The sequence below is a fragment of the Alphaproteobacteria bacterium US3C007 genome (assembly GCA_034423775.1).
In the GTDB taxonomy this organism is placed as follows: domain Bacteria; phylum Pseudomonadota; class Alphaproteobacteria; order Rhodobacterales; family Rhodobacteraceae; genus Thalassovivens; species Thalassovivens spotae.
Genome location: CP139918.1, coordinates 2,507,186 through 2,528,114 on the forward strand (window position 1 = coordinate 2,507,186; position 20,929 = coordinate 2,528,114).

21 protein-coding genes are annotated in these 20,929 nt (G+C 50.1%); 8 read left to right on the forward strand and 13 right to left on the reverse strand.

The genetic code is table 11. The annotated features are described in order from the left end of the window. Complete coding sequence (locus UM181_11960) at window positions 1–972, reverse strand: 3-hydroxyacyl-CoA dehydrogenase (protein ID WQC62039.1); 972 nt, start codon at window positions 970–972, stop codon at window positions 1–3. A 364-nt stretch (window positions 973–1,336) separates the two neighbouring features. On the opposite strand from UM181_11960, the gene UM181_11965 reads away from it, so the two are divergent. Both UM181_11965 and UM181_11970 read left to right on the forward strand, forming a co-directional pair. Then, on the forward strand, window positions 1,337–2,221 hold the full coding sequence (locus UM181_11965; protein WQC62040.1) for an AEC family transporter: 885 nt from the start codon (window positions 1,337–1,339) through the stop codon (window positions 2,219–2,221). Window positions 2,222–2,393: 172 nt separating this feature from the next. Next, a complete protein-coding gene (locus tag UM181_11970; protein ID WQC62041.1) occupies window positions 2,394–3,716 on the forward strand; it encodes a Gfo/Idh/MocA family oxidoreductase in 1,323 nt (440 codons plus the stop codon). On the opposite strand, the gene UM181_11975 is transcribed toward UM181_11970, so the two are convergent. Then, the gene (locus UM181_11975) at window positions 3,713–4,399 is read right to left on the reverse strand and encodes a hypothetical protein (protein WQC62042.1); all 687 of its coding nucleotides are present in this window, start codon (window positions 4,397–4,399) and stop codon (window positions 3,713–3,715) included. The two genes, UM181_11970 and UM181_11975, sit on opposite strands and share 4 nt — an antisense overlap. A gap of 317 nt (window positions 4,400–4,716) precedes the next feature. Further along, window positions 4,717–5,586 carry a methylenetetrahydrofolate reductase gene (locus UM181_11980; protein WQC62043.1) on the reverse strand — a complete coding sequence of 290 codons (870 nt, stop codon included), beginning with the start codon at window positions 5,584–5,586 and terminating at the stop codon, window positions 4,717–4,719. A 92-nt stretch (window positions 5,587–5,678) separates the two neighbouring features. On the opposite strand from UM181_11980, the gene UM181_11985 reads away from it, so the two are divergent. Continuing rightward, entirely contained in the window at window positions 5,679–6,584 is a 906-nt protein-coding gene (locus tag UM181_11985; protein ID WQC64747.1) for a LysR family transcriptional regulator, read from the forward strand. A 31-nt stretch (window positions 6,585–6,615) separates the two neighbouring features. Here UM181_11985 and UM181_11990 read toward each other — a convergent pair whose 3' ends face one another. Then, complete coding sequence (locus UM181_11990; protein ID WQC62044.1) at window positions 6,616–6,822, reverse strand: cold-shock protein; 207 nt, start codon at window positions 6,820–6,822, stop codon at window positions 6,616–6,618. On the opposite strand from UM181_11990, the gene UM181_11995 reads away from it, so the two are divergent. After that, the gene (locus UM181_11995) at window positions 6,733–7,329 is read left to right on the forward strand and encodes an ArsC/Spx/MgsR family protein (protein WQC62045.1); all 597 of its coding nucleotides are present in this window, start codon (window positions 6,733–6,735) and stop codon (window positions 7,327–7,329) included. The two genes, UM181_11990 and UM181_11995, sit on opposite strands and share 90 nt — an antisense overlap. Here the strand turns inward: UM181_11995 and UM181_12000 are convergent. After that, window positions 7,326–7,877: a DoxX family protein gene (locus UM181_12000; GenBank protein ID WQC62046.1), complete on the reverse strand. Its 552-nt coding sequence runs from the start codon at window positions 7,875–7,877 to the stop codon at window positions 7,326–7,328. The genes UM181_11995 and UM181_12000 overlap by 4 nt on opposite strands. Window positions 7,878–8,028: 151 nt before the next feature. On the opposite strand from UM181_12000, the gene UM181_12005 reads away from it, so the two are divergent. After that, complete coding sequence (locus UM181_12005; GenBank protein ID WQC62047.1) at window positions 8,029–8,151, forward strand: hypothetical protein; 123 nt, start codon at window positions 8,029–8,031, stop codon at window positions 8,149–8,151. A gap of 484 nt (window positions 8,152–8,635) precedes the next feature. Here the strand turns inward: UM181_12005 and UM181_12010 are convergent, their stop codons facing one another. The 3 genes from UM181_12010 to thrS form a co-directional block, all read right to left on the reverse strand. After that, window positions 8,636–9,496, reverse strand: coding sequence for a DUF692 domain-containing protein (locus UM181_12010; protein WQC62048.1), 861 nt, complete (start codon window positions 9,494–9,496; stop codon window positions 8,636–8,638). A 51-nt stretch (window positions 9,497–9,547) separates the two neighbouring features. Next, on the reverse strand, window positions 9,548–9,850 hold the full coding sequence (locus UM181_12015) for a DUF2282 domain-containing protein (protein ID WQC62049.1): 303 nt from the start codon (window positions 9,848–9,850) through the stop codon (window positions 9,548–9,550). Window positions 9,851–10,032: 182 nt separating this feature from the next. Next, complete coding sequence (gene thrS / locus UM181_12020) at window positions 10,033–11,979, reverse strand: threonine--tRNA ligase (GenBank protein ID WQC62050.1); 1,947 nt, start codon at window positions 11,977–11,979, stop codon at window positions 10,033–10,035. A 177-nt stretch (window positions 11,980–12,156) separates the two neighbouring features. Here thrS and UM181_12025 point away from each other — a divergent pair, with 177 nt between their 5' ends. Continuing rightward, a complete protein-coding gene (locus UM181_12025; protein WQC62051.1) occupies window positions 12,157–12,921 on the forward strand; it encodes an alpha/beta hydrolase in 765 nt (254 codons plus the stop codon). Then, the gene (locus tag UM181_12030; protein WQC62052.1) at window positions 12,922–13,890 is read left to right on the forward strand and encodes an alpha/beta hydrolase; all 969 of its coding nucleotides are present in this window, start codon (window positions 12,922–12,924) and stop codon (window positions 13,888–13,890) included. A 77-nt stretch (window positions 13,891–13,967) separates the two neighbouring features. On the opposite strand, the gene UM181_12035 is transcribed toward UM181_12030, so the two are convergent. The 5 genes from UM181_12035 to UM181_12055 all read right to left on the reverse strand — a co-directional run bounded on the left by UM181_12035 (window position 13,968) and on the right by UM181_12055 (window position 20,046). Continuing rightward, a complete protein-coding gene (locus tag UM181_12035; protein WQC62053.1) occupies window positions 13,968–14,480 on the reverse strand; it encodes a glutathione peroxidase in 513 nt (170 codons plus the stop codon). Between the two features lie 147 nt (window positions 14,481–14,627). After that, a complete protein-coding gene (locus UM181_12040; GenBank protein WQC62054.1) occupies window positions 14,628–16,451 on the reverse strand; it encodes a M3 family oligoendopeptidase in 1,824 nt (607 codons plus the stop codon). Between the two features lie 109 nt (window positions 16,452–16,560). Further along, the gene (locus UM181_12045) at window positions 16,561–17,448 is read right to left on the reverse strand and encodes an amidohydrolase family protein (protein ID WQC62055.1); all 888 of its coding nucleotides are present in this window, start codon (window positions 17,446–17,448) and stop codon (window positions 16,561–16,563) included. Then, on the reverse strand, window positions 17,435–19,027 hold the full coding sequence (locus tag UM181_12050) for an ATP-dependent DNA ligase (GenBank protein ID WQC62056.1): 1,593 nt from the start codon (window positions 19,025–19,027) through the stop codon (window positions 17,435–17,437). Before UM181_12050 ends, UM181_12045 begins: the two co-directional genes overlap by 14 nt. Further along, window positions 19,024–20,046 carry a ligase-associated DNA damage response exonuclease gene (locus UM181_12055; GenBank protein WQC62057.1) on the reverse strand — a complete coding sequence of 341 codons (1,023 nt, stop codon included), beginning with the start codon at window positions 20,044–20,046 and terminating at the stop codon, window positions 19,024–19,026. Before UM181_12055 ends, UM181_12050 begins: the two co-directional genes overlap by 4 nt. A gap of 88 nt (window positions 20,047–20,134) precedes the next feature. Here UM181_12055 and UM181_12060 point away from each other — a divergent pair, with 88 nt between their 5' ends. Beyond that, window positions 20,135–20,905 carry an aldolase/citrate lyase family protein gene (locus UM181_12060; GenBank protein ID WQC62058.1) on the forward strand — a complete coding sequence of 257 codons (771 nt, stop codon included), beginning with the start codon at window positions 20,135–20,137 and terminating at the stop codon, window positions 20,903–20,905. Window positions 20,906–20,929: the final 24 nt, after the last annotated feature.

The following is a 20,929-nucleotide window of genomic DNA, read 5'->3' on the forward strand; positions in this document are numbered from 1 at the left end:
TTAGCGATCCTGTTTTTGTTTATGCGCGGCAAGCGCGGCCAAACGCGCATCACGCCAGTACTGGCGCAGGTTCAGATCCTTTATATCCAGCGCAGCGCGTCTTTCCTGCGCTATTTTATCAATAGCCGCTTTGCTCCAATCAGGGCTTGCCAGAGGGGGCTCTGCCATTGCGCGATACATCGCGCCGTAACGGGCCGCATAATCGGCCAACCCGCCGGGTGCGTTTAAATCGATGGTTTCAAATGGCCCCATAAAGGACCAGCGCATGCCCAACCCATCGCGGATTGTTTTATCGATATCCTCAGCTGAGGCGATCCCGGCTTGCGAGAGGCGCAACGCTTCATTGAGCAGCGCGCCTTGCAGACGGTTGAGCACAAAGCCGGGTATTTCTTTATGCAATGTAATGGGGGTTTGGCCGATAGATGTCATAATTTGATGGACGGTTTTAATGGTATTCTGATCGTTCCATTCGGCAGAGGAAATTTCGACAAGTGGCACCAGATGGGGTGGATTTACCGGATGCGCAACCAAAGCGCGATGTCGTCCGGAAAGATCTGCCGTAAATTGTGAGGTCATCAGGCCTGAGCTTGAGCTGGCCAATATGGCCTCTGGAGGAGTGATTTCATCCAGCTCTCTAAATATCTTGCATTTTTCATCTAAATTTTCAGGTCCGCATTCCTGAATGTAATCAGCGCCTTGAACGGCAGCTTGGAGCTTGGTTACGCAGTGAATATGCGATTGAATTTCGCTTGTCTCTGAGCATAGATGATGGGCTTTAAGCAAATTAAGCTGCGCTGCAATGGTGTCTTGCGCTGCAACAAGCGCGTGCTGGTGAAGATCGTATAAATTTACGCGCCACCCAGCGCGGGCAAATACAATTGCCCATCCGCAGCCAATCAGCCCCGCCCCGATAATCGCTACTGTTTTACACTGATTTTCTAGGTTTCTTGAGACGGGCTCGGAGTTTTGCATGCAACGTGATCCCGCTGGGGTTAAAGGAAGGTACCATCATGTACCCGCGTTTCAGCCCCAGACGTGGGGCCAAGTTCAAGCGAATATGTCTTTGATCAGCGCTTTTGGCAATCTTGTTTTCTATATGGCCTTGTAGATTCAGTTTTCGCCGTCACTGTCAGTCGCGTTGGATGACAAATGGCTGAAAGCAAAGCTTGTTTTGTCGATCAACTGGGTAACGCGCGGGCAGGGGGGCCATGAAACCTCGATAAGCACTACCATTTTAAAGCGCAGGGTCATTGAAACTTTTAGATATTCTGCGTAAGCCACGCCGCAAGATATTTGGTATGTTTCCGGATCTTGTTCACAAAATGGGCTTTTAGAGATGTCTCTTCTTTTCTCTGTTTCAGAAGTTGTGGCGCCGGTTTTTATTCTGGCGGCTATAGGGTTTTTATGGGTGAAGCTGGGGTTTGAGTATCGGGTGCAGTTTGTTACCCGCCTGTCTATGAGTTTGGGTGTGCCTTGTTTAATTTTTACCGCGCTGATGCAAACGAAAATCGACGCTGGGTTTTTACAGATCACCGTATTTGCAAGCATTCTGGCCTACGCATTGGTAACAGTGGCGGGATTTGCTTTGGTCAAGTTGGCGGGCTTGGATCTGCGTACCTATTTGGGACCATTAATTTTTGGAAATACCGGGAATGTGGGCCTTCCGTTGGCATTTTTCGCTTTCGGCGATGAAGGTTTTGGCTATGCAGTTGTGATCTTTGCAATTATGGGCATGTATTCTTTCACGGCAGGAATTTGGATCGTGTCTGGGGGCGGTTCACTCTTTAAAATCGTAAAAGAGCCGCTGGTCTCGGCCACGTTTTTAGGTGCGCTGTTTCTGTGGCAGGGCTGGGAGACGCCGCCGTTTTTGACCAATACCCTTGAATTGATCGGGCAAATGGCGATTCCGTTAATGCTGATTACGCTTGGGGTAGCGGTGGCGCGTTTAACGCCAGGGCGTGTTTCAAAAGTGGCGTGGTTGGCGCTTATCAAATATGCCGGATGTTTGATCTGCGCTTGTGCGGCGGGATGGTGGTTTAATTTACCCGATATTGCCTTTGCCGTTTTGGTGCTGCAAGTCACAACGCCGGTCGCTGTGACATCGTATATGTTGGCAGAGAAATACGGTGCCGATTCACAAGCGGTTGCCGGGTTGGTGGTTATCTCAACGCTGTTCTCGGTAGCTTTGATTCCGATTACTTTGGCCGTTTTGATCGCTTAAGCGCGCAGGGTAGTTTTCCTGCCTGCCAAACAATGAAGGTCTGCCGTTTCAGGAAATTTGACCTACAGCGCGGCCGCCATCCTCAAAGAACGCAGGAGCTTCGTTTTTACTGGACAAAATTGGAACTTCGACGCGATAGTTTGCACAACTTGGTCAAAAAAAGGAGCAACATATGTTTATGTATGAGGCGTTGCTGCGCCGCGCAAAAAGCCAATCTCCTATTCGCGTTGGTCTTATTGGGGCGGGAAAATTTGGCTCAATGTTTTTGGCGCAAGTGCCCAATACACCAGGCCTTGAGGTGGTGGCAATTGCGGACCTATTCCCAGATCAAGCAAAGGCGACTTGTGCGTCAATTGGCTGGTCGAAGGAGTTAATCGCCCAAACAAGTTTCTCAGACGATGCGGTTGAAATGATGCAAAGCGTCGAGCTTGATGTGATCGTTGAAGCCACTGGAGATCCAATTGTGGGGATCACGCATGCGCGCCAAGCGATTGCCAACCGTCGTCATATTGTGATGGTAAATGTGGAAGCCGATGTGCTTGCGGGAAGTTTTCTAGCGCAAGAAGCCGAAGCGGCGGGGGTTGTTTATTCGATGGCCTATGGCGATCAGCCTGCGCTGACATGCGAATTGGTGGATTGGGCCAGATCTAGCGGGTTTCGTGTGATCGCTGCGGGCAAAGGAACCAAGTATTTACCCTCTTATCATATGTCTACACCAGACACTGTGTGGGACCATTATGGGTTAACGTCCAGCCAGGCGGAAGCGGCAGGTATGAACAGTAAGATGTTCAATTCCTTTTTAGATGGAACCAAATCCGCATTAGAAATGGCGGCGATTTCAAATGCCACCGGATTGGCGGCGCCCAGTCAGGGCTTGGCCTTCCCACCTGCGGGTATGGATGATTTGGCGCATGTGCTGCGACCGCGGGCTGAAGGCGGGCAATTGGAGTTGAGCGGACAGGTTGAAGTGGTGTCCTCTGTTGAACGGGATGGCAGGCCCGTGTTCCGTGATTTGCGCTGGGGTGTCTACGTTGTTCTGGAAGCCCCGACCGAGTATGCCGCCGCTTGTTTTCGCCAATATGGTATGAATACAGACGAGTCAGGCCGCTATTCGGCGATGTATAAGCCCTTTCATTTAATTGGATTAGAGTTAAATATTTCGATTCTGTCCGCGGCTCTGCTCAATAGCCCAACGGGCAGAACCAAGGGGTTTCATGCCGACGTGGTGGCGGTAGCGAAGCGTGACCTCAGCGCCGGAGAGAGGCTGGATGGCGAGGGCGGTTATACCGTTTGGGGTAAGTTATTGCCCGCGCGCACATCGCTGGAGATGGGTGCGCTTCCAATTGGTTTGGCGCATAATGTAACGCTCAAAACCAATATTGCCGCCGGCGCGTGCCTTCGGTGGGACGATATCGATATTGACGCCCGCCTTGAGGCTGTGCAAATCCGCAAGAAAATGCAACCAATCCGCGCGGATCATGTAAGCGAGGTTTAAAGGATTGTCAGCTCACCCTGCAGCAAACCAACCCGTTTTAAAAAGCCTTTGCTGCCAAGACGGGAGACTGCTTTTTGATATAAAAAATCTTCGCTTGCCTTGTTAAAGCGATCATTACTTAACACCATATAATCATTGCGATCGGCAAATCGGATCAGCAACGCGTCTGCCTTATAGCCTTTTTTCGAGACGGTAAGCATATGGCGGTCCACATCCAGCACGCGGCTGACGGCCATTGGAACGGTTTCATTGGGTTGTAGTAAGTCGTTTTCTTTCAAAGTGCGATAAACGCTGTGATCAAAGAAAAGATGCAGGGTGAAGCCGTCGTGGCGCAGTTCATCGGTAAAGCGTTTCAACGCGATCAAATCCCATTTAGCGAGGCCCAAAAGGTTATTCCCATCTATCGCAAGATTGGTGACAGGGCTAGGAGGCGCTACAGGGGCGGATGGCGGCTCGACCTCTAAACCTTGGCGGATTTTTCGATAGCCCCGATGCATGAGAAAAAAGGAAAATGCATAGACCACTAAGACCACAATTTTATCCGGATCGGTATATAAAAGCAGACATAAAGAAATGGTTACGGTGCCCCAAAGCGCATTTTCACCAAAGTAGAACCCAAATCCAATCAGAGCCAAGCTGATGATAAGAGGGTAATTATAAATCACAACGTCCAGCCAGCTCATGGGGTGACCAAGTTTCCTTTTCAATACCTACGCTTACCATTTCAGCCGTGCCCAAGGTTGTAAATTGGCAAATTGCTTTTTACCTCTTCAATCGTTTTGAAAGTGGGTTTTAATCGCCTGTAGCGAAAGCCACTGGCCCTGTTCAGCGATAACCGAGAGACTGTTTTGTGTAGGCTGTAGCTTGCCAAAGCGAGGTTTAGCTTTTTGCAGGCTGCGGGCTTTGAAAAAGAGGGAGAGGCCATCAGCCTACCACCGCATAGCAAAGCTTTTTTGAAGGCGCGCCTAGGATAGAGGCACGATCACGCCTAGCTTGCCTTTCAGGCGACCGCTTTGAGAGAGGGTTTTGCCGTCAGGCCCAGGGCAAGGCAAATATCGCGCGTCAGTTCTGGTCGATTAAGCGTGTAGAAATGCAAAGTATCGACGCCTTCCGAGCGCAAAGTATCGCAAAGCTCGGTACCGATCGCGGTGGATAATAAATCATGCCGGCCATCGCGCGTGGCGCGCTCAAAAGCTTCTTCTAGCCATAACGGCACGCTGACGCCGCATTTCTTTGCGAAGTTGCGGGTTTTTATCCAGTTTTCGATGGGTAAAATGCCCGGAATTATAGGGGCGTCGATCCCAGATTTCACGCAAGCATCGCGAAAGCGCAGAAAGTCATCCGCTTCAAAGAAGAATTGCGTGATCGCTTCATTAGCGCCTGCTTCAAATTTGCGCTTCAACCAATCAAGATCGGCAGCTTGGCTTCTGCTTTCGGGGTGCCCTTGAGGATAGGCCGCGGCTCTTATTTTGAAACCGCCCAGATTTTTCAGAGCAGCGATCATCTCGCAACTTGTCTGATAGCCCAAAGGGTGGGGGCGAAACGCGCCGCCATGATCAGGCGCCGGATCGCCTCGCAGAGCAACGATATCTTTCAACCCCTTTGCCGCAAGACTCCTTACCAAATTCAAGGTGCTTTCAGCGCTCATATCCACGCAGGTTAAATGCGCGGCCACTGTCAGATCTTTATGTTCTAAAAGCGTTTCCACCAAATCTTGCGTCAGGGCGCGCGGTTTATTTCCGGTTCCATAAGTGATTGAGATAAATTTCGGTTGAAACCCTTCCAGCGCGTTGATCGTGTTCCAAAGGCGAAACGAGTCTTTCAAAGAGGCTGGAGGAAAAAATTCAAATGATATTTCAGGCGTGCTCATGCGGGTTCCTTCTTGCTTGCATCCCTCATCAACGATCCTTAAACTTGAATCAAGTTCATAAAATTCACTAATATTATGAGTTCCATATGAAGATGCACATTGAGTTTCGCCATTTAAGAACGATAAAGGCGATAGAAGAGGCCGGTGGTTTGGCCAAAGCCGCGGATATGCTGCATATAACCCAATCCGCTCTAAGCCATCAGATCAAGGGTTTAGAAGATCAGGCCGGGGTTGAATTATTCGTGCGGCGTTCAAAACCGATGCGTTTATCCGCAGCGGGTCAACGCTTGTTGCGCACGGCCAACAAGATTTTGCCCGAGATCGACGCCTTGCAGGCAGAATTTGCCAGTTTGCGGGGCGGGCGCGCAGGGCGGTTGCATATTGCGATTGAATGCCATGCCTGTTTTGAATGGCTGTTTCCGGTCTTAGAGTCTTTTCGGAAAAACTGGGGCGATGTTGATGTTGATATTCGGCCTGGCTTGGCATTTGATGCCTTGCCGGCGCTGCAAAAAGAAGATGTTGATCTTGTTGTGTCTTCCGATCCCGATGACCTTCCGGGAATTGAATTTGTGCCATTATTTGATTACGCGCCCGTCTTTGTGGCGGCGCGATCGCATCCTTTGGCAAAAAAACCTTTTATTGAGGCGAAGGATTTTGCAGAGCAAACCTTGATCACCTATCCTGTTGAACGCAGCCGCTTGGACCTGTTCAGTCAATTATTAATCCCTGCGAAAGTCGAACCCAAAGCCATTCGACAGGCAGAGCTGACAGCGGTTATTCTTTTGTTGGTTGTTTCAAATCGTGGGGTTGCGGTTTTGCCAGATTGGGTGGTGCGCGAGGTCCAGTATAATTCGGATTATGTCACGCGGCCGCTGACCGAAAGTGGGATAACCCGCCGCCTTTACGCAGCCGTGCGCACGCCCGATTTGCAAAAGCCTTTCTTCGCCGACCTTATCGATTTGGCCGGAAAAGAAGCGCGGCGGCTTCAAAGCGCCTAATCCCGCATAGGAACGGGGCTTGGCGTTTCGTTTATAAAGGCTTCAACTCTGACGCCATTTGGCGTCCGTCACGTCCTTCTTGCAGTTCAAAGCTGATCTTTTGATTATCAGCCAATCCGGTTAAGCCCGATTGCTCCAATGCAGAAATATGAACGAAAACGTCTTTTCCGCCATCGTCAGGTGCAATGAAGCCGTAGCCTTTTGTGGTATTAAACCATTTCACGGTACCATTCGGCATGCCCCGTGTCTCCTTCTAAAGTTTGCCCCTATGCGGGGGTGTTCGTTCCGCCAGTTTGGCGGCTTCTCAAGCGACAACGGTTTCTGTGTCGCTTTAAGACATGATAAATTGGAACGGAGCTGCTTTAAAAATCAAGAAAAACCTGTTCATTTACGAAAACTTCTGCAAAATTTCGCTGAAAAAGGCGTTGAAATGAGAATATTCGGTTTAAAAAACTGCGATACTTGCCGAAAAGCAGTTAAGTTATTGGATGGCTATCGGTTTTTTGATGTGCGTGTCGATTTGATTCCTGACGAAATTCTAGACGCTGCTTTGCAAGAATTTGGCGATGATTTGGTCAATAAAAAATCTACAACCTGGCGTAATTTATCGTCGGACGAGCGGGCAATGCCACCGCGCGATTTGTTACGCCTTCACCCCGCAGTGATGAAGCGCCCCCTAATTGAGACACACGAGCAGAAACTTTACCTCAGTTGGAGCGCGAAAACGCAAGCTGCGTTGCTTTAAACCTTGCGTGAGCTTAGCCACTGGTCAAGCGAAAGAACTCCGCCTCCGTGTCTGACGAGATAGAACAACACAAACAGCCAAAGCAGCCTTTGGTCCATAATCACAGAAGAAGAACTGCGGTCAAACCATTTGCCCAAAGTGGTGGGATCCTCAAGCACCCCGTGACCAAATAGATCAGTTGCGGTTTGTACGGCTATGAAGGCAATCATGCCCAACGCGGCATATCGGGTGAGCAGGCCGATTGTAATCATCAGTGGAATGAGGAATTCTGACAGAACACCTATTAAAACGACCAGGTCGTGAAATAGGCCAAACTGGCTAGGATCATAGCCAAAGGCTTCCATTTGTTTTGGGAAGATTTGAACATATGCGCCAGCTGATGGGTGGAACAGCCCCAGTAACCCCGCACCGAGTTTGCTGAGGCCTGATGCCCAAAAATAAACCAAAAGCACCGCCGCAAATACAAATCTTGCCAATAAGCACAGATTGGGTACTTTCGCTGCCAGCCTGCCTGCAAAAGAGTTCATAATTTGAATAAGTTGGATCATGATGCTGCCCTAAAATGTGATGTCGTGAACGGAGTTTGCGTTTACAAGAAACTGCAGTCCCGCCTTGAGCGTAAATGCTGGGCCGCTGGTTTTTCCGATATTGCATGCGGTTCGAAATGTATGACCTGCAGCCAACGCGTCTAAAAACTTTATGAGTTCTTCTGGAACCGTTGTGATCTGGGGATCAAACTCAGGGCGCGTAACAAGGATCGCGCTTGCGCTGCTAAGCCGCTTTGGATGCCGCGTTGGTGCGCCTGACTGGGCTTTGCGGTAAATGGTGCCTAGCGGCCAATATGTCGGGATGATGAAACAGGCTGCGTCAAACTGACAGCATGCCGTTAAAAGATCTGTATCTTGGTGCTTAAGAAGGTTTTCCCAATTATATAGGGCGCAGTCGCGCGCATGATAAGATAACCTTATATGTTGTTCGAGCCTGGCCAAATCAGGTAGGTATCCCAACTCAGAAAGGGCAGGTATTTTTTGTAAAAATTTCGAAAACCCCACGCCATATTTATACAAAAGAGATGAGGTTGGTTTTTCTTTACTGGCGTATAAGCGCGCCAATGAATAAAAATTCTTCGGGCCAAGAACGGCTCTTGTTTTCGGGAAGTTGCTTTCCAAAGTGGTAATTAAGCCGTGGGCTATGGTGTTTCGGTAGATGTTCAACCCGCTGGTAGCAGGGAGGTGCTTGCCGGTTTTCAAATTCGCTGGGCAAGGCTGACCGGGGTTGGAAAAAGCGATGAAAAGCTCTTTTTGTGTCATTGAGACTGGCATCTTTGCTGTTCCAAAAGACAGGCAGCTTGCATCACTTCACTGTTTAGAACGGACCAATCAGGCACATCTGTATCCCATTCGATCAAGCTTGCCTTTGGACCTGTACGTTTCAAAACATCTTTATAAAGCGTCCAAACTGTATCTGCTACTGGCGCAGCATGAGAATCGATCAACAAAAGTTCGCCCTGTTCCAAAACATCTGTTGAATGTCCGCCCAAATGAATTTCACCAATGGCGGTGCAATTCAGCTCATCGATATAGGCTTCAGCTGACATGTTTAGATTGTGGCATGAGATAAATATATTATTGACGTCTAACAAAAGTCCGCATCCAGTCTGCGCCACCACCGCGTTTAAAAATGCAGGTTCCGAATAACAGCTTTCCGAAAATTGAAAGTAACTAGATGGGTTTTCAAGCAACATCTGCCGCCCCAATATAGTTTGAACATGATCCACGTGTCGGATGACGTGTTTTAAGGTTTTCTCGGTATAAGGCAGCGGCAAAAGATCGTTTAGAAAATTGCCTGCATGCGTTGACCATGCCAAATGTTCGGAAAAACTTGCAGGATCTAGCCAGTCGCATAAACGCTTTATGCGCGCCAAATGTTCTTTATCCAGCGGCGCCTCACCTCCTATTGATAAACCAATTGCATGCACCGAGATTGGCAGCTCAGCCCGTAAATGTTGCAATTGAGAGATTGGGCGCCCGCCTTCGCCCAAATAATTTTCAGCGTGAATTTCCAGCCATCCAACGGGATGCGGGCTAGATAAAATATCGTTGAAATGTTGAGATTTAAACCCGACGCCAATGCTGGCGGGAAGTGAATTTGCGATAAGATCTGGCATCGGCGTTCCTTGGTTCATCTTTGGATATTCCTCGAAAGATGATCGAGCCCGTTAAGAGGGCAGATCGCGCTCTAAGGCTGTAAGGGATCCCATACGGGCTTGATCGCCTGCGTCATTTGGCAGCTCGATTTCCAGACAGCTGCCTGCATCCACCAACGACCAGGCATTGCCTTGGTAATCCACGGTTGAAGTGCCTGCGCAGGTAGTGCCTGCGCCTGCAGCGCAATCATTTTGGCCGGCCAGAGATACGCCATAGCATTTTTCTTTGGCACCAGAGGCGGTAGCAACCATGGGTGCGCTCAAGGCAACGGCTACGGCCCCGATCAAGACTTTTGTTTTTAAATCTTCTGACATACTGAAACTCCTTTTTATCTATTAACGCCCTCAATATAGGCAGCGTTTAAATAAAAAGGCACATCACGTCTGATCACATTATTGTGGTAAGACCGCGCCCCTTTCGGAACAGAGCGCCGGCTTGGCTGAAACAGTTTTCAGCCAAGGTCTGTGTAATTTTTACGCGTTGTGAAATGAAATCGTTATCTTAAATCAGGTGCTGCAGACTCTGCTTTCAACGATTGTGCAATCTCATCTAGCGGCGCAACGCTTGTTTGCGTTTCGCCAAGACGGCGAATTGAGACGGTTTGGTTTTCCACTTCTCGTTTGCCGCAGGCCAAAATAACAGGCACTTTTGCCAATGAATGTTCGCGCACTTTATAATTGATTTTTTCATTGCGCAGGTCGAGCTCGGCCCGAATTCCCAAGCGAGACAGCAAATCAACCACCTCGCGGCAATATTCATCTGCATCCGAGACGATTGCCGCCACCACAACTTGCCGCGGGGCCAACCAAAATGGCAGCTTTCCAGCAAAGTTTTCGATCAAAATACCGATAAAGCGTTCAAAAGAGCCCAAGCACGCGCGGTGCAGCATCACGGGGCGATGTTTATCCCCATCTTCGCCAATATAATTGGCATCAAGCCGTTCGGGTAAAACGAAATCCACCTGCAAAGTCCCGCATTGCCAATCACGCCCGATGGCATCGGTTAGCACGAATTCTAATTTTGGGCCGTAAAATGCGCCTTCGCCTGGGTTAAGTTCAAACTCACAACCGGCCGCTTCCGTGGCCGATTTTAAAGCGGCCTCGGCGCGATCCCATACCGCATCACTGCCCGATCGTTGCTCGGGCCGATCCGAGAATTTAATGGCGAATTTCTCAAAACCCAAATCTTCATATACATTTGAAAGAAAATTGATAAATTTCTTTGTTTCATATTCGATCTGATCTTCGCGGCAGAAAATATGGGCATCATCTTGGGTAAAGCCGCGCACGCGCATGATGCCATGCAACGCGCCAGACGGCTCATAGCGGTTGCAGCTGCCAAATTCAGCCATCCGCAATGGCAAATCGCGGTAAGACTTTAAGCCCTGATTATATACTTGTACGTGGCAGGGGCAGTTCATCGGTTTCAACGCATTGACAGCTTTTTCGCGCGCATGGTCTTCATCGACCTCAACAATAAACATATGTTCTTGGTATTTTTCCCAATGGCCAGAGGCTTCCCATAATTTGCGATCCACCACTTGGGGAGTATTGACCTCGACATAGCCGTCCCGTGTTTGTTGACGGCGCATATAATCTTGGATCGTGGTGTATATTTTCCAGCCATTTGGATGCCAAAAAATTTGCCCGGGGGCCTCTTCTTGCATGTGAAACAGAGCCATTTCACGGCCTAATTTCCGATGGTCGCGCTTTGCGGCTTCCTCAAGCATATGCAGGTGGGCTTTTAGCTGCTCTTTATTTAAAAACGCGACGCCGTAAATACGCTGCAACATGGCGCGATTGCTATCGCCGCGCCAATAAGCACCGGCCACCGACATCAGCTTAAACGCGTCGGCGGGAACTTGTCCTGTATGTTGTAAATGTGGTCCACGGCACAGATCCTGCCAATCGCCATGCCAATACATGCGCAGAGGTTCCGCGCCGGGTATCGCCTCAATCAGTTCAACCTTATAGGGTTCATTTGACTGGGTATAATGCTGCACGGCTTCGTCACGCGACCAGATTTCTGTGCGAACTGCCTCGCGTTTATTGATGATGGCTTTCATAGTTTTTTCAATCAAACCAAGATCTTCTGGGGTAAATGGCTCGGTGCGGTCAAAATCGTAATACCAACCGTTTTCAATCACTGGGCCGATTGTCACCTTTACGTCGGGCCAAATCTCTTGCACGGCGCGGGCCATGATATGCGCCAGATCATGGCGCACCAACTCCAGCGCAGGTGCCACGTCTTTCATCGTGTTGATAGCGATTGCGGCGTCGTTTTCGATGGGCCATTGTAGATCCCAATGGGCTTCGTCTAGCGTTGCGCTAATAGCTTTTTTGCCCAGCGATGTCGCAATATCATTGGCCACTTCGGCTGCGGTTATCCCGGCCGCATAGCTGCGCTTGCTGTTATCTGGAAGGGTGAGCGTAATTTGGGACATCAGATGCCTCCTCGTCATTTTGGCGCCGACCATGCGCCCGGTTGCGGGTTTAACCTCTTTTGGCGCGTCTTGCGTTCATCGTCAAGCAAGCTTTTGCTAATTTTAAAAGCGCTGGCTTGACCAAGCAGGGGATGCCCTGTCACAACGAAAGCCAACCTTAAACGATAAGGATTTATGATGCCCGCTTTTTACACCACGCCGCAGGCGCGCCGGCTTGCCTATCACAAAACCGCAGGCGCTTCGCCCAATTTGGTGTTTTTGGGGGGATTTAAATCCGATATGCAGGGTTCAAAAGCGCTTTTCCTAGAAAGTTGGGCGCAGCAGCGCGGCTTTTCTTATCTGCGTTTTGATTATTCTGGTCATGGCGAGTCTTCAGGCGTGTTTACCGATGGATCTATTGGGAACTGGGCGCAGGATGCAGAGGCTATCATTAGCGAAAAAACGCAGGGACCTATCATGCTTGTCGGATCCTCGATGGGCGGGTGGATTGCGTTGCTTTTGGCGCAACGGTTGGCAGGTCGTGTTGCAGGTTTGATGACAATCGCGGCTGCACCTGATTTTACCGAAGACAGCATGTGGCCGAGTTTTTCGGCTGAACAAAAAGCCGAAGTTTTGGAAAAAGGTCTTACCTTATTGCCCTCTGAATATGGCGAGGCTTATCCGATCACTCGACAGTTGATCGAAGAGGCCCGTGACCATCTGGTGATGCGGGCAAGTCTGTCCTTGCCGTTTCCGGTGATCTGCTTGCAAGGCACACAAGATCGTAGCGTAACGCGCCAAACCGCCCTTAATTTGCTAGATCATATTGAAAGCCCGGATGTGTCATTAACTTTTTTGGCGGGGCAAGATCATTCCTTTTCAACTGCCGAATGTTTGGCTGTAATTGATCAGAATTTGAGGGTCTTATTTGAAAAATCAACCAAACATATGGGGCAGCCATAAATGACATTTTTTTTCATTTTGATAATAGGAATTCTGTGCCTCTTGGTGTTGGGTTTGGTGTATTGGGCCCCTCGTGAACCCGCAGATTTAAGCTTGGCAGCGCCCAAACCGATTGGTGATGATCTTGATCATTATTTGCAAGATGCAGAGAGCGCGTATTCCGATATTAAACCCTCTTTAGAAAAACGCATCATTTGGGCAAATGACGCCAAAGAAAAAACTCTGCTATCTGTGGTGTATTTGCACGGGTTTTCGGCAGCATCTGAAGAAATTAGGCCTGTACCCGATTTGGTCTCAAACGCTTTGGGCAGCAATTTGTTTTTTACCCGCCTGCAAGGGCATGGGCGCGAAGATAAAGCCCTAGCAGAGGGGACGGTTGCGGGTTGGATGGCGGATTTACAAGAGGCGATTTTAATTGGTGAGCGCTTGGGTGAGCGGGTTTTGCTTATCTCGACCTCAACAGGGGGCACCTTGGCGGCGGTGGCGGCGCTAAATCCGAAGCTGTCCCAAAAGCTTGCAGGCTCGGTGTTTGTATCGCCAAATTTTGGCATCCTAGATTTTCGCGCGCGGTTCTTAACATGGCCGTTGGCGCGCTATTGGTTGCCGGTTTTTGCGGGCAAAACGCGCCGGTTTGACCCCCGCAGCGCGGCGCATGCCGCGACGTGCAGCCTTGTTTACCCATCCGTGGCGGTTCTGCCCGTCGGTGCCTTGGTCAAACAGGTCATGCAATTGGATTTTGCACGGGCAAAAATTCCCAGCTTATTTTTGTATTCGTCCAAAGATCAGGTGGTACAGGCTGATAAAATTTTACAGGTAATGCATGCTTGGGGCGGCCAGAGCACAGGGCAGGAAATTCACTTGGGGCAACAGGATGATGAGAGCTTCCACGTGCTTGCCGGGCATGTCTTGTCGCCTAGCCAAACCAAGCCCGTTGCGGATATCATCCTCAATTGGGCCCAACGCGTTTAAAACGGGACCGGTTACCCCTTTTCGTCTCTTAGAAAAGTAAATCGGTGGCGTCTGCTTAACAGAAAAAAGCGTGGCTTTTACTGAAGCAGTATTTCGATTTCAGACGTGATCTTTCGCCCGCTGGGACGCGCAACTGATCCAAAACTCTTAACGATTTGGCCATTTTGATCGATCAACAATTTGTTAAAATTCCACGACGGAACGAAGCCAGCAGAGCGTTTCGCCCATTTGAAAAACGGATGTGCGTTTGGTCCTTTTACCTTGGTTATACCGGTCATGGGCATCGTGGTGCTATAACCAAGCTCGCAAAACTCTTTAACATCCGCGTTGCTCCCCAATTCTTGGTTGAAATCATTCGAAGGCACAGCCAGAACCACCAGACCTTGATCGTTATAGGTTTCATGAAGCTTTTGAAGCCCGCTCAACTGACCTGTGAAACCGCATCTGCTGGCCGTATTCACAACCAAAATTGGCCGACCTTCGTAATTCGATAAAGACAGCGCGCCCCCATCAATATTTTCAAAGGTAAAGTCAAGGGCGGTGGCAGTGCTGGCGGTGATCATCATTGCAAATAAAATCCATAGGCGCATGTGAGCTCTTTCAATCAGTCATTCAACTCGTAGACTTAAAGGTAGATCGGTTGTCGAAAAAACAAGAGCAGCCTTGACGCAGGTTGCTGTTGCTGCGGGCTTGGGCTGGCCTGACCAACGGCTTTAGATCGCAATCGGATATTCTTATTAGGGAGTTTCCATCGCTTCAAGCTCATCGATCATCGATGAGATCATTGATAATCCTTGCTGCCAAAATGTTGGGTCACTGGCGTCTAAACCAAATGGGGCCAACAGATCTTTGTGATGTTGGGAGCCGCCGGCCTTTAACATATCGAAATATTTTTCCTGAAAGCCATCAGGAGCCGCTTCATAAACGGCGTATAGCGCGTTGACCAAACCATCGCCGAATGCATAGGCGTAAACGTAAAATGGCGAATGCACGAAATGCGGGATATAGGCCCAAAAGGTTTCATAGCCATCCATAAACTCGAAGGCTGGCCCAAGGCTTTCGCCCTGAACACTCATCCAAAGCGCGTTGATATCATCGGGCGTGAGTTCGCCGGCTTTTCGTGCCTCATGCAATTTACACTCAAAATCGTAAAAGGCGATTTGCCGGATGACCGTGTTGATCATATCTTCCACTTTTCCGGCTAATAATACTTTGCGCTCATTTTGATCTTTGGCGTTTTCCAACATTTTTTTGAAGGTGAGCATTTCGCCAAACACGGATGCCGTTTCTGCAAGGGTTAGAGGTGTAGATGAAAGCATTTCGCCTTGCTTTGCCGCCAAAACCTGATGAACGCCATGCCCCAACTCATGCGCTAAAGTCATCACATCGCGCGGTTTTCCCAAGTAATTCAGCATCACATAGGGATGCACATCGGTCACGGTGGGATGCGCGAAAGCACCGGGGGCTTTGCCGGGTTTAACCGGCGCGTCTATCCACCCTTTGGTGAAAAACGGTTCAGCCAAATCTGCCAAACGCGGATCAAAGCTTGCATAGGCGCTCATCACGGTATCCCGGGCTTCGGGCCAATCCACCAATCGATCGCTTTCAAGCGGAAGAGGTGCGTTTCGATCCCACACTTGCATTTTATCCAGCCCCAGCCATTTGCGCTTGAGCTCATAATAGCGATGGCTGAGTTGCGGGTAGGCGCTTACCACAGCGTTTCGCAAAGCTTCAACGACTTCCGGTTCAACATGGTTGGATAAATGCCGACCGGTTTGTGGGCTGGGCATGCCGCGCCAGCGGTCCAAGATCTCTTTTTCTTTGGCTTGCGTGTTGTGCACGCGCGCGAAGGTTTTGATGTTGTCTTGAAACACGTCGGCCAAAGCATGCGCTGCGGCTTGACGGTTATCTCGGTTTTGATCGGTTAAGAAATTTAAAGTGCCCTCGATATTATGCGTTTCGCCCGCCACGTCGAAAGACAATCCTGCGATTGTTTCATCAAAGAGTTTTTCCCACGCATCCCCAACAACACCAAGATCATGCAGAAAATTCTCCAACTCATCAGACAGCTGGTAGGGCTTCATCGCTCGGATCTTGTCAAATACTGGCTTGTATCGGGCAAGTTCCTTGTTCTGCGCAAACCGCGTGTCTAAATACCCATCTTCAAGCCGATTGATCTCGAGGGTGAAAAACACCAAAGGCGTGGTGAAATTGGTGATTTTCTCCTGCGCATCCGACATAAATTTGGCGCGGTTGCTATCTGTGGTCATTTGGTAATAGCGCAGCCCCGCGAAAGACATGATGCGCCCCGCGATGGCGCTGATTTTCTCATTTCGGTGGATACAGCTGAGTAGTTCATCGGCGTTTAACGTAGCCAGCTTATTTTGATAATCTTGTGCGAATTGTGCACATTCGCCTTCGAGCCATTGCAAATCGCTGATCAATTGCGGCGCGTCTTCGCCCTCATAAAGGTCACTTAAATCCCATTCCGGTAGATCACCAAGGTTTTTATTTCCATGAGATGTGTTTGCATCGCGTGGGGCAATATTGGGAAAATACATGTAAAGACCTTTTGTTGTTCACCTAAAGAGATAGGCCGCTGGGTTTTGAGTTACAAGGGCATGTTGCGCGCTGGCGCTGACAGGCCGTTTTGGCTAGGTGATACGCAGATCAATCGGCGAAGCCGTACAGTTTCTTGGGGTTCTCAATCAAAATTTGGTCGCGCGTTTTTTCATCGCTGACCACGCGATAAAATGCATCCATCAAAGACCCTGCATCGGGCATTTCAGCGCCGTTGAGCATGATATGGGGCCAATCTGACCCCCATAGGCAGCGTTCTGGATTTGCGCGTACCAGCTTTGAAACAATTTCATCCGTATCAAAATAAGGCGCGTTTGCCAACCGGTAGAGGCCTGACAATTTGATCCAAACCTTGCCGCTATCTAACATATGATACAGCGTCTCAAGCCCGGCATTGCCTGTCCCAAGCGTTAAGTCGGGCCATCCGATATGATCAAAACACACAGGCACGGATAGGCTTTGCAGGTCGGGTTGTAATTCGTTCATGTGCAGATGGGCGTGCATAAGCATTTGAATATGCAAGCCCCGATCGGCCAGTTTGGGCGCCATTGCTTTGGCGCCTTTCCAGCTTAAAACACCCCCGTGGACGTAATTCAGCCGCACGCCAGCCATGTTCCAGGCTACGAATTGGTCAAGATCGGCTTCTGAAGCCTGATCGGGAAGCAAGCCAATGCCACGAAAACCTGCGCCCATTTCGCGCAGGGCCGCCACGGTTACGCTATTATCGGTGCCGTAAAAAATTGAATGCACGATAACCCCGCGGGTGCAGCCTAAATTTTCAAGATGGCGACGATACAGCCCGATCCATTCTTGAAATTTATAACCGCTTGGGGGGTCTTCCGCGCGGCCCTCATAAAGCGGGAATTCATTTGCGGCAGCTAAAAGGTGCACATGCGTGTCGCAACTGCCCGGCCGCGCCTTTTTATGGGGGGCGCGCGCCAAGGCTGGCGCGGGCGCGGTTGGCTTAGGGCTGGACATGAAGCATTTCCTTTAAGTCGGCCAGGGTATTTGCATCCTCTGGTTTTTTATCACCGCGCCAGCGTGCCATACGCGGAAAGCGCAGTGCAATACCTGATTTATGACGCGTGCTTTCTTGGATGCCTTCAAAGGCTATTTCGAAAACGTGCTGCGGCGTGACCTGGCGTACGGGGCCAAATCTTTGCAGCGTATTTTTGCGCACCCAGGCGGTAATTTTGCGAAATTCGGCATCGCTTAGGCCCGAATAGGCTTTGGTAAAGGGCACGAGCGCTGGACCATCCCATACAGCAAAGGTGAAATCAGTATACAGATTGGCGCGTCGCCCATGTCCGGCCTGAGCATAGATCATCACGCCATCAATGGTGCGCGGATCTAGCTTCCATTTCCACCAATGCCCCTTTTTGCGCCCCGCGATGTAGGGGCTCTGGCGTGATTTTATCATCAAACCTTCCGCAAGCGTAGATCGCGCGTCGTCCCGATATGTTGCCAAATCCCCCCAGCTCTTTGCTGGAAGTGAGCGTGAAGGGATGATCACATCCTGCGCATTGTGCGTTTGCAAAAGCGCCTCCAACGCAGACCGACGCTGCGCGAAGGGTTGCGCGCGTATATCGCTGCCTTTTTCCTCAAGCAGGTCATAGGCTAACAGCCGTATTGGCGCAGATTTGAGCAGGTTCGCCGGCACTGTTTTGCGCCCAAGTCGTTTTTGTAAAAGATGAAAGGGCAGGGGTTTATCATCTGCCCAAGCCAATAACTCTCCATCGATCACGGTGCCATGTGGCAGTTGTTCGGCCAAAGGGGCAAGCTCGGGAAACTGATTGTTCACCATCTCTTCACCGCGCGACCAGATGAAACAGTTTTTTTCGCGCACCACCACTTGGGCGCGTATGCCGTCCCATTTCCATTCGGCGGACCACTCGCTTATGTCGCCCAGTTTTGTGGGCTCTGTGTCTAAGGCATGTGCAAGGCAAAACGGATAGGGGCGCGATAGATTGATACTGGCGTTTTGCGCAAGAATAAGATCTTCCCAGCTGGTCATTTGTGGATTCCACTGGCCCATTAATTTATGAGCGAGATCGGCGGCATCCTGTCCGGTTGCTTGGGCCAAAGCGCGCGTCATCAACTTTTGACTGACGCCGATGCGAAAGCCGCCCGTGATTAATTTATTGAACACGAAACGCTCATACCCATCGCATTCTGTCCAAGCTGCAAGCATGAAGCCTTTGCGTGCAGCCAGATCCTGACCTTTCAAATTGAGAAGCGCTTGGATCCATTGCTGAAGCGTTCGCGTTGATTTGTGCTGTGCAGGCGGCAGTAAAAGCGAAATAGTTTCGGCCAAATCACCCACAATATGATAGGTGTTTTCCAACAGCCATAGCGGCAGCTCGGCGGCCTCGGCCGCCCAAATGCGCATCTCGGCGGTCGTGACGCTGCGCGCTGGCCTGCGGCCAGAAAATATAGCAATGCACCAGACGCGATCTTCTGGCGCGGCGCTTTTAAAATATTCAGATAGCGCTGCGAGCTTTGCGTTGGTTTGACTGGCTTCATCCAGTGTTTTGATCAGCTGCGCAAAGGCTTTCATTCGGCGCTCTCTTCCTCAGGCAGCTCAGCCTCATCCCCCGTAAAATCGGTTTTTACGATGTTTGAATTATAGCCCTGTTCGTTCAGCCAATTGTTAAAGATGTCAGTGTAACCATGTGTAACATAGATGTTTTCTGCACCAGTTTCTTTGATTGCGGCGTTTAGGGCCGGCCAGTCCGCGTGATCGGATAAAACAAAGCCCCGGTCAAAGCCACGCCGCCGCCGAATACCGCGCAGCGCCATCCAACCGCTTACAAACCCTGTTGACGTTTCGCCAAAACGTTTGGCCCAAGCGCTGCCAAATACCGAAGGGGGCGCCAAAATCAGCGCACCGCGCTGCGCTTTGCGATCCATATCGGGCATAATTTTCTGAGTTTTGGGAAGATCAAAGCCCTGATCGCGCAAGATCTGATTTGTGGCTTCTGTGGCGCTGTGCGTCAAGATTGGACCGATATTGGCATCCAAGCCGCATAGCAAGCGCTGCGCCTTGCCCAGACCGTAGGCACCCAGAATGCAGCATTTGCCGGCTTTGGCAGTTTCTGCCCACCAAGTGTTAATCTGATCAAAAATGGTGTTTTGAGGCTGCCATTGAAACGCCGGAAGGCCAAAGGTACATTCGCTAATAAAACTATGACATTTCAGTGGCTCAAAAGGGGTTGTTAATCCATCATTTTCGATTTTATAATCGCCAGATACCACCCATATTTCACCTGCAACCTCAATACGAATTTGGGCAGAGCCAGGGATATGGCCGGCGGGGTGAAACGAAACCAGCGCATCTTTAATCTGTCTGGTTTCTCCATAGCGGACGGTTTCCAATACGGGATTGTTTAAGCGATGCGATATCACAGGGGCAGCAATATCCGTGCTGAGATATCTGCTATGCCCAGGGCGGGCGTGATCGGCATGACCATGCGTGAGAAGGGCGCGTTCCACGGGGCGCCACGGGTCAATGTAAAACTCTCCGGCAGGGCAATATATCCCGCGACCTGTGAAACGAAGAAGTGCTGATTTGCTCATCGTTCAAACATAGATCAAAGCTGGGCTGCGGCCACCCTTGCATCTGCAAGATCGCCGCGTACACTGCGCGAAAAAAATGGGGTATAAAATGTCACGCATATCGAATTTTCGACAAAAAATGTTATCGGGGGCGCCTTTAGCGGGAACCTTCTTGAAAACACCACATTATATTATGATTGAGGTTTTGGCGCAGTCTGGGTTAGATTTTTTATGTTTGGATGCCGAACACGCGCCGTTTGATCGGGGCGCCATGGATCAATGTATTGCCGTTGCAACCGCGCTTGATTTCCCAATTTTGATTCGGGTGGGTGATGGCAGCGAGCGCGAAATTTTACAGGCTTTAGATTATGGAGCCGTTGGCATTGTTGTGCCTCATGTTGACAGCGTTGAAAAAGCGCAGTCGATTGCCCGTATGGCGCGCTTCGGGCATCGCGGTCGGGGTTATGCCGGATCGACGCGCTGGGCCGGTTATGCCACGCAATCAATGCCTGACCTTTTACAAAAGTCGCGTGATGAAACTGTTGTGATCGCCCAGGTGGAAGAGCCAGAGGCGGTTCTAGTTGCGAAGGATCTTGCGTCAATCGAGGGGATTGATGGTCTGTTTGTTGGGCCGGCTGATTTATCGGTTGGCTATGGTAAAACTGATCAAACCAGTGAGGAATTGCAAGCGGCATTGCGCAGTGTGGGCGAGGCGGCGCGCGCCTCGAACAAGGCGTATATGAGCTTTGTGGGCACTGTAGAGCAAGCCGCAGAATGGCGCGAGAAATATGGCTTAACGGTGTTTTTTGTGGCCTCTGAGCATAATTGGCTGCGCGCTGGCGCTGCTGCGGTTGCCAAAGGCGTGCATAAGCTCACTTAAAAACTGTTAAAAAGATCGCTTAGA

What these genes read in the sequence shown, in the direction of transcription:
- UM181_11990 (WQC62044.1), bottom strand. Translation starts at nt 6,822, where the DNA reads ATGCCGAATGGTACCGTGAAATGGTTTAATACCACAAAAGGCTACGGC.
- UM181_12040 (WQC62054.1), bottom strand. Translation starts at nt 16,451, where the DNA reads ATGTATTTTCCCAATATTGCCCCACGCGATGCAAACACATCTCATGGA.
- UM181_12045 (WQC62055.1), bottom strand. Translation starts at nt 17,448, where the DNA reads ATGTCCAGCCCTAAGCCAACCGCGCCCGCGCCAGCCTTGGCGCGCGCC.
- UM181_12015 (WQC62049.1), bottom strand. Translation starts at nt 9,850, where the DNA reads ATGTCAGAAGATTTAAAAACAAAAGTCTTGATCGGGGCCGTAGCCGTT.
- UM181_12035 (WQC62053.1), bottom strand. Translation starts at nt 14,480, where the DNA reads ATGCGCCTATGGATTTTATTTGCAATGATGATCACCGCCAGCACTGCC.
- UM181_12030 (WQC62052.1), top strand. Translation starts at nt 12,922, where the DNA reads ATGACATTTTTTTTCATTTTGATAATAGGAATTCTGTGCCTCTTGGTG.
- UM181_12055 (WQC62057.1), bottom strand. Translation starts at nt 20,046, where the DNA reads ATGAGCAAATCAGCACTTCTTCGTTTCACAGGTCGCGGGATATATTGC.
- UM181_12000 (WQC62046.1), bottom strand. Translation starts at nt 7,877, where the DNA reads ATGATCCAACTTATTCAAATTATGAACTCTTTTGCAGGCAGGCTGGCA.
- UM181_11970 (WQC62041.1), top strand. Translation starts at nt 2,394, where the DNA reads ATGTTTATGTATGAGGCGTTGCTGCGCCGCGCAAAAAGCCAATCTCCT.
- UM181_12005 (WQC62047.1), top strand. Translation starts at nt 8,029, where the DNA reads ATGAGTTCTTCTGGAACCGTTGTGATCTGGGGATCAAACTCAGGGCGC.
- UM181_12025 (WQC62051.1), top strand. Translation starts at nt 12,157, where the DNA reads ATGCCCGCTTTTTACACCACGCCGCAGGCGCGCCGGCTTGCCTATCAC.
- UM181_11995 (WQC62045.1), top strand. Translation starts at nt 6,733, where the DNA reads ATGAACGAAAACGTCTTTTCCGCCATCGTCAGGTGCAATGAAGCCGTA.
- UM181_12010 (WQC62048.1), bottom strand. Translation starts at nt 9,496, where the DNA reads ATGCCAGATCTTATCGCAAATTCACTTCCCGCCAGCATTGGCGTCGGG.
- UM181_11960 (WQC62039.1), bottom strand. Translation starts at nt 972, where the DNA reads ATGCAAAACTCCGAGCCCGTCTCAAGAAACCTAGAAAATCAGTGTAAA.
- UM181_11975 (WQC62042.1), bottom strand. Translation starts at nt 4,399, where the DNA reads ATGAGCTGGCTGGACGTTGTGATTTATAATTACCCTCTTATCATCAGC.
- UM181_11965 (WQC62040.1), top strand. Translation starts at nt 1,337, where the DNA reads ATGTCTCTTCTTTTCTCTGTTTCAGAAGTTGTGGCGCCGGTTTTTATT.
- UM181_12050 (WQC62056.1), bottom strand. Translation starts at nt 19,027, where the DNA reads ATGAAAGCCTTTGCGCAGCTGATCAAAACACTGGATGAAGCCAGTCAA.
- UM181_11985 (WQC64747.1), top strand. Translation starts at nt 5,679, where the DNA reads ATGCACATTGAGTTTCGCCATTTAAGAACGATAAAGGCGATAGAAGAG.
- thrS (WQC62050.1), bottom strand. Translation starts at nt 11,979, where the DNA reads ATGTCCCAAATTACGCTCACCCTTCCAGATAACAGCAAGCGCAGCTAT.
- UM181_11980 (WQC62043.1), bottom strand. Translation starts at nt 5,586, where the DNA reads ATGAGCACGCCTGAAATATCATTTGAATTTTTTCCTCCAGCCTCTTTG.
- UM181_12060 (WQC62058.1), top strand. Translation starts at nt 20,135, where the DNA reads ATGTCACGCATATCGAATTTTCGACAAAAAATGTTATCGGGGGCGCCT.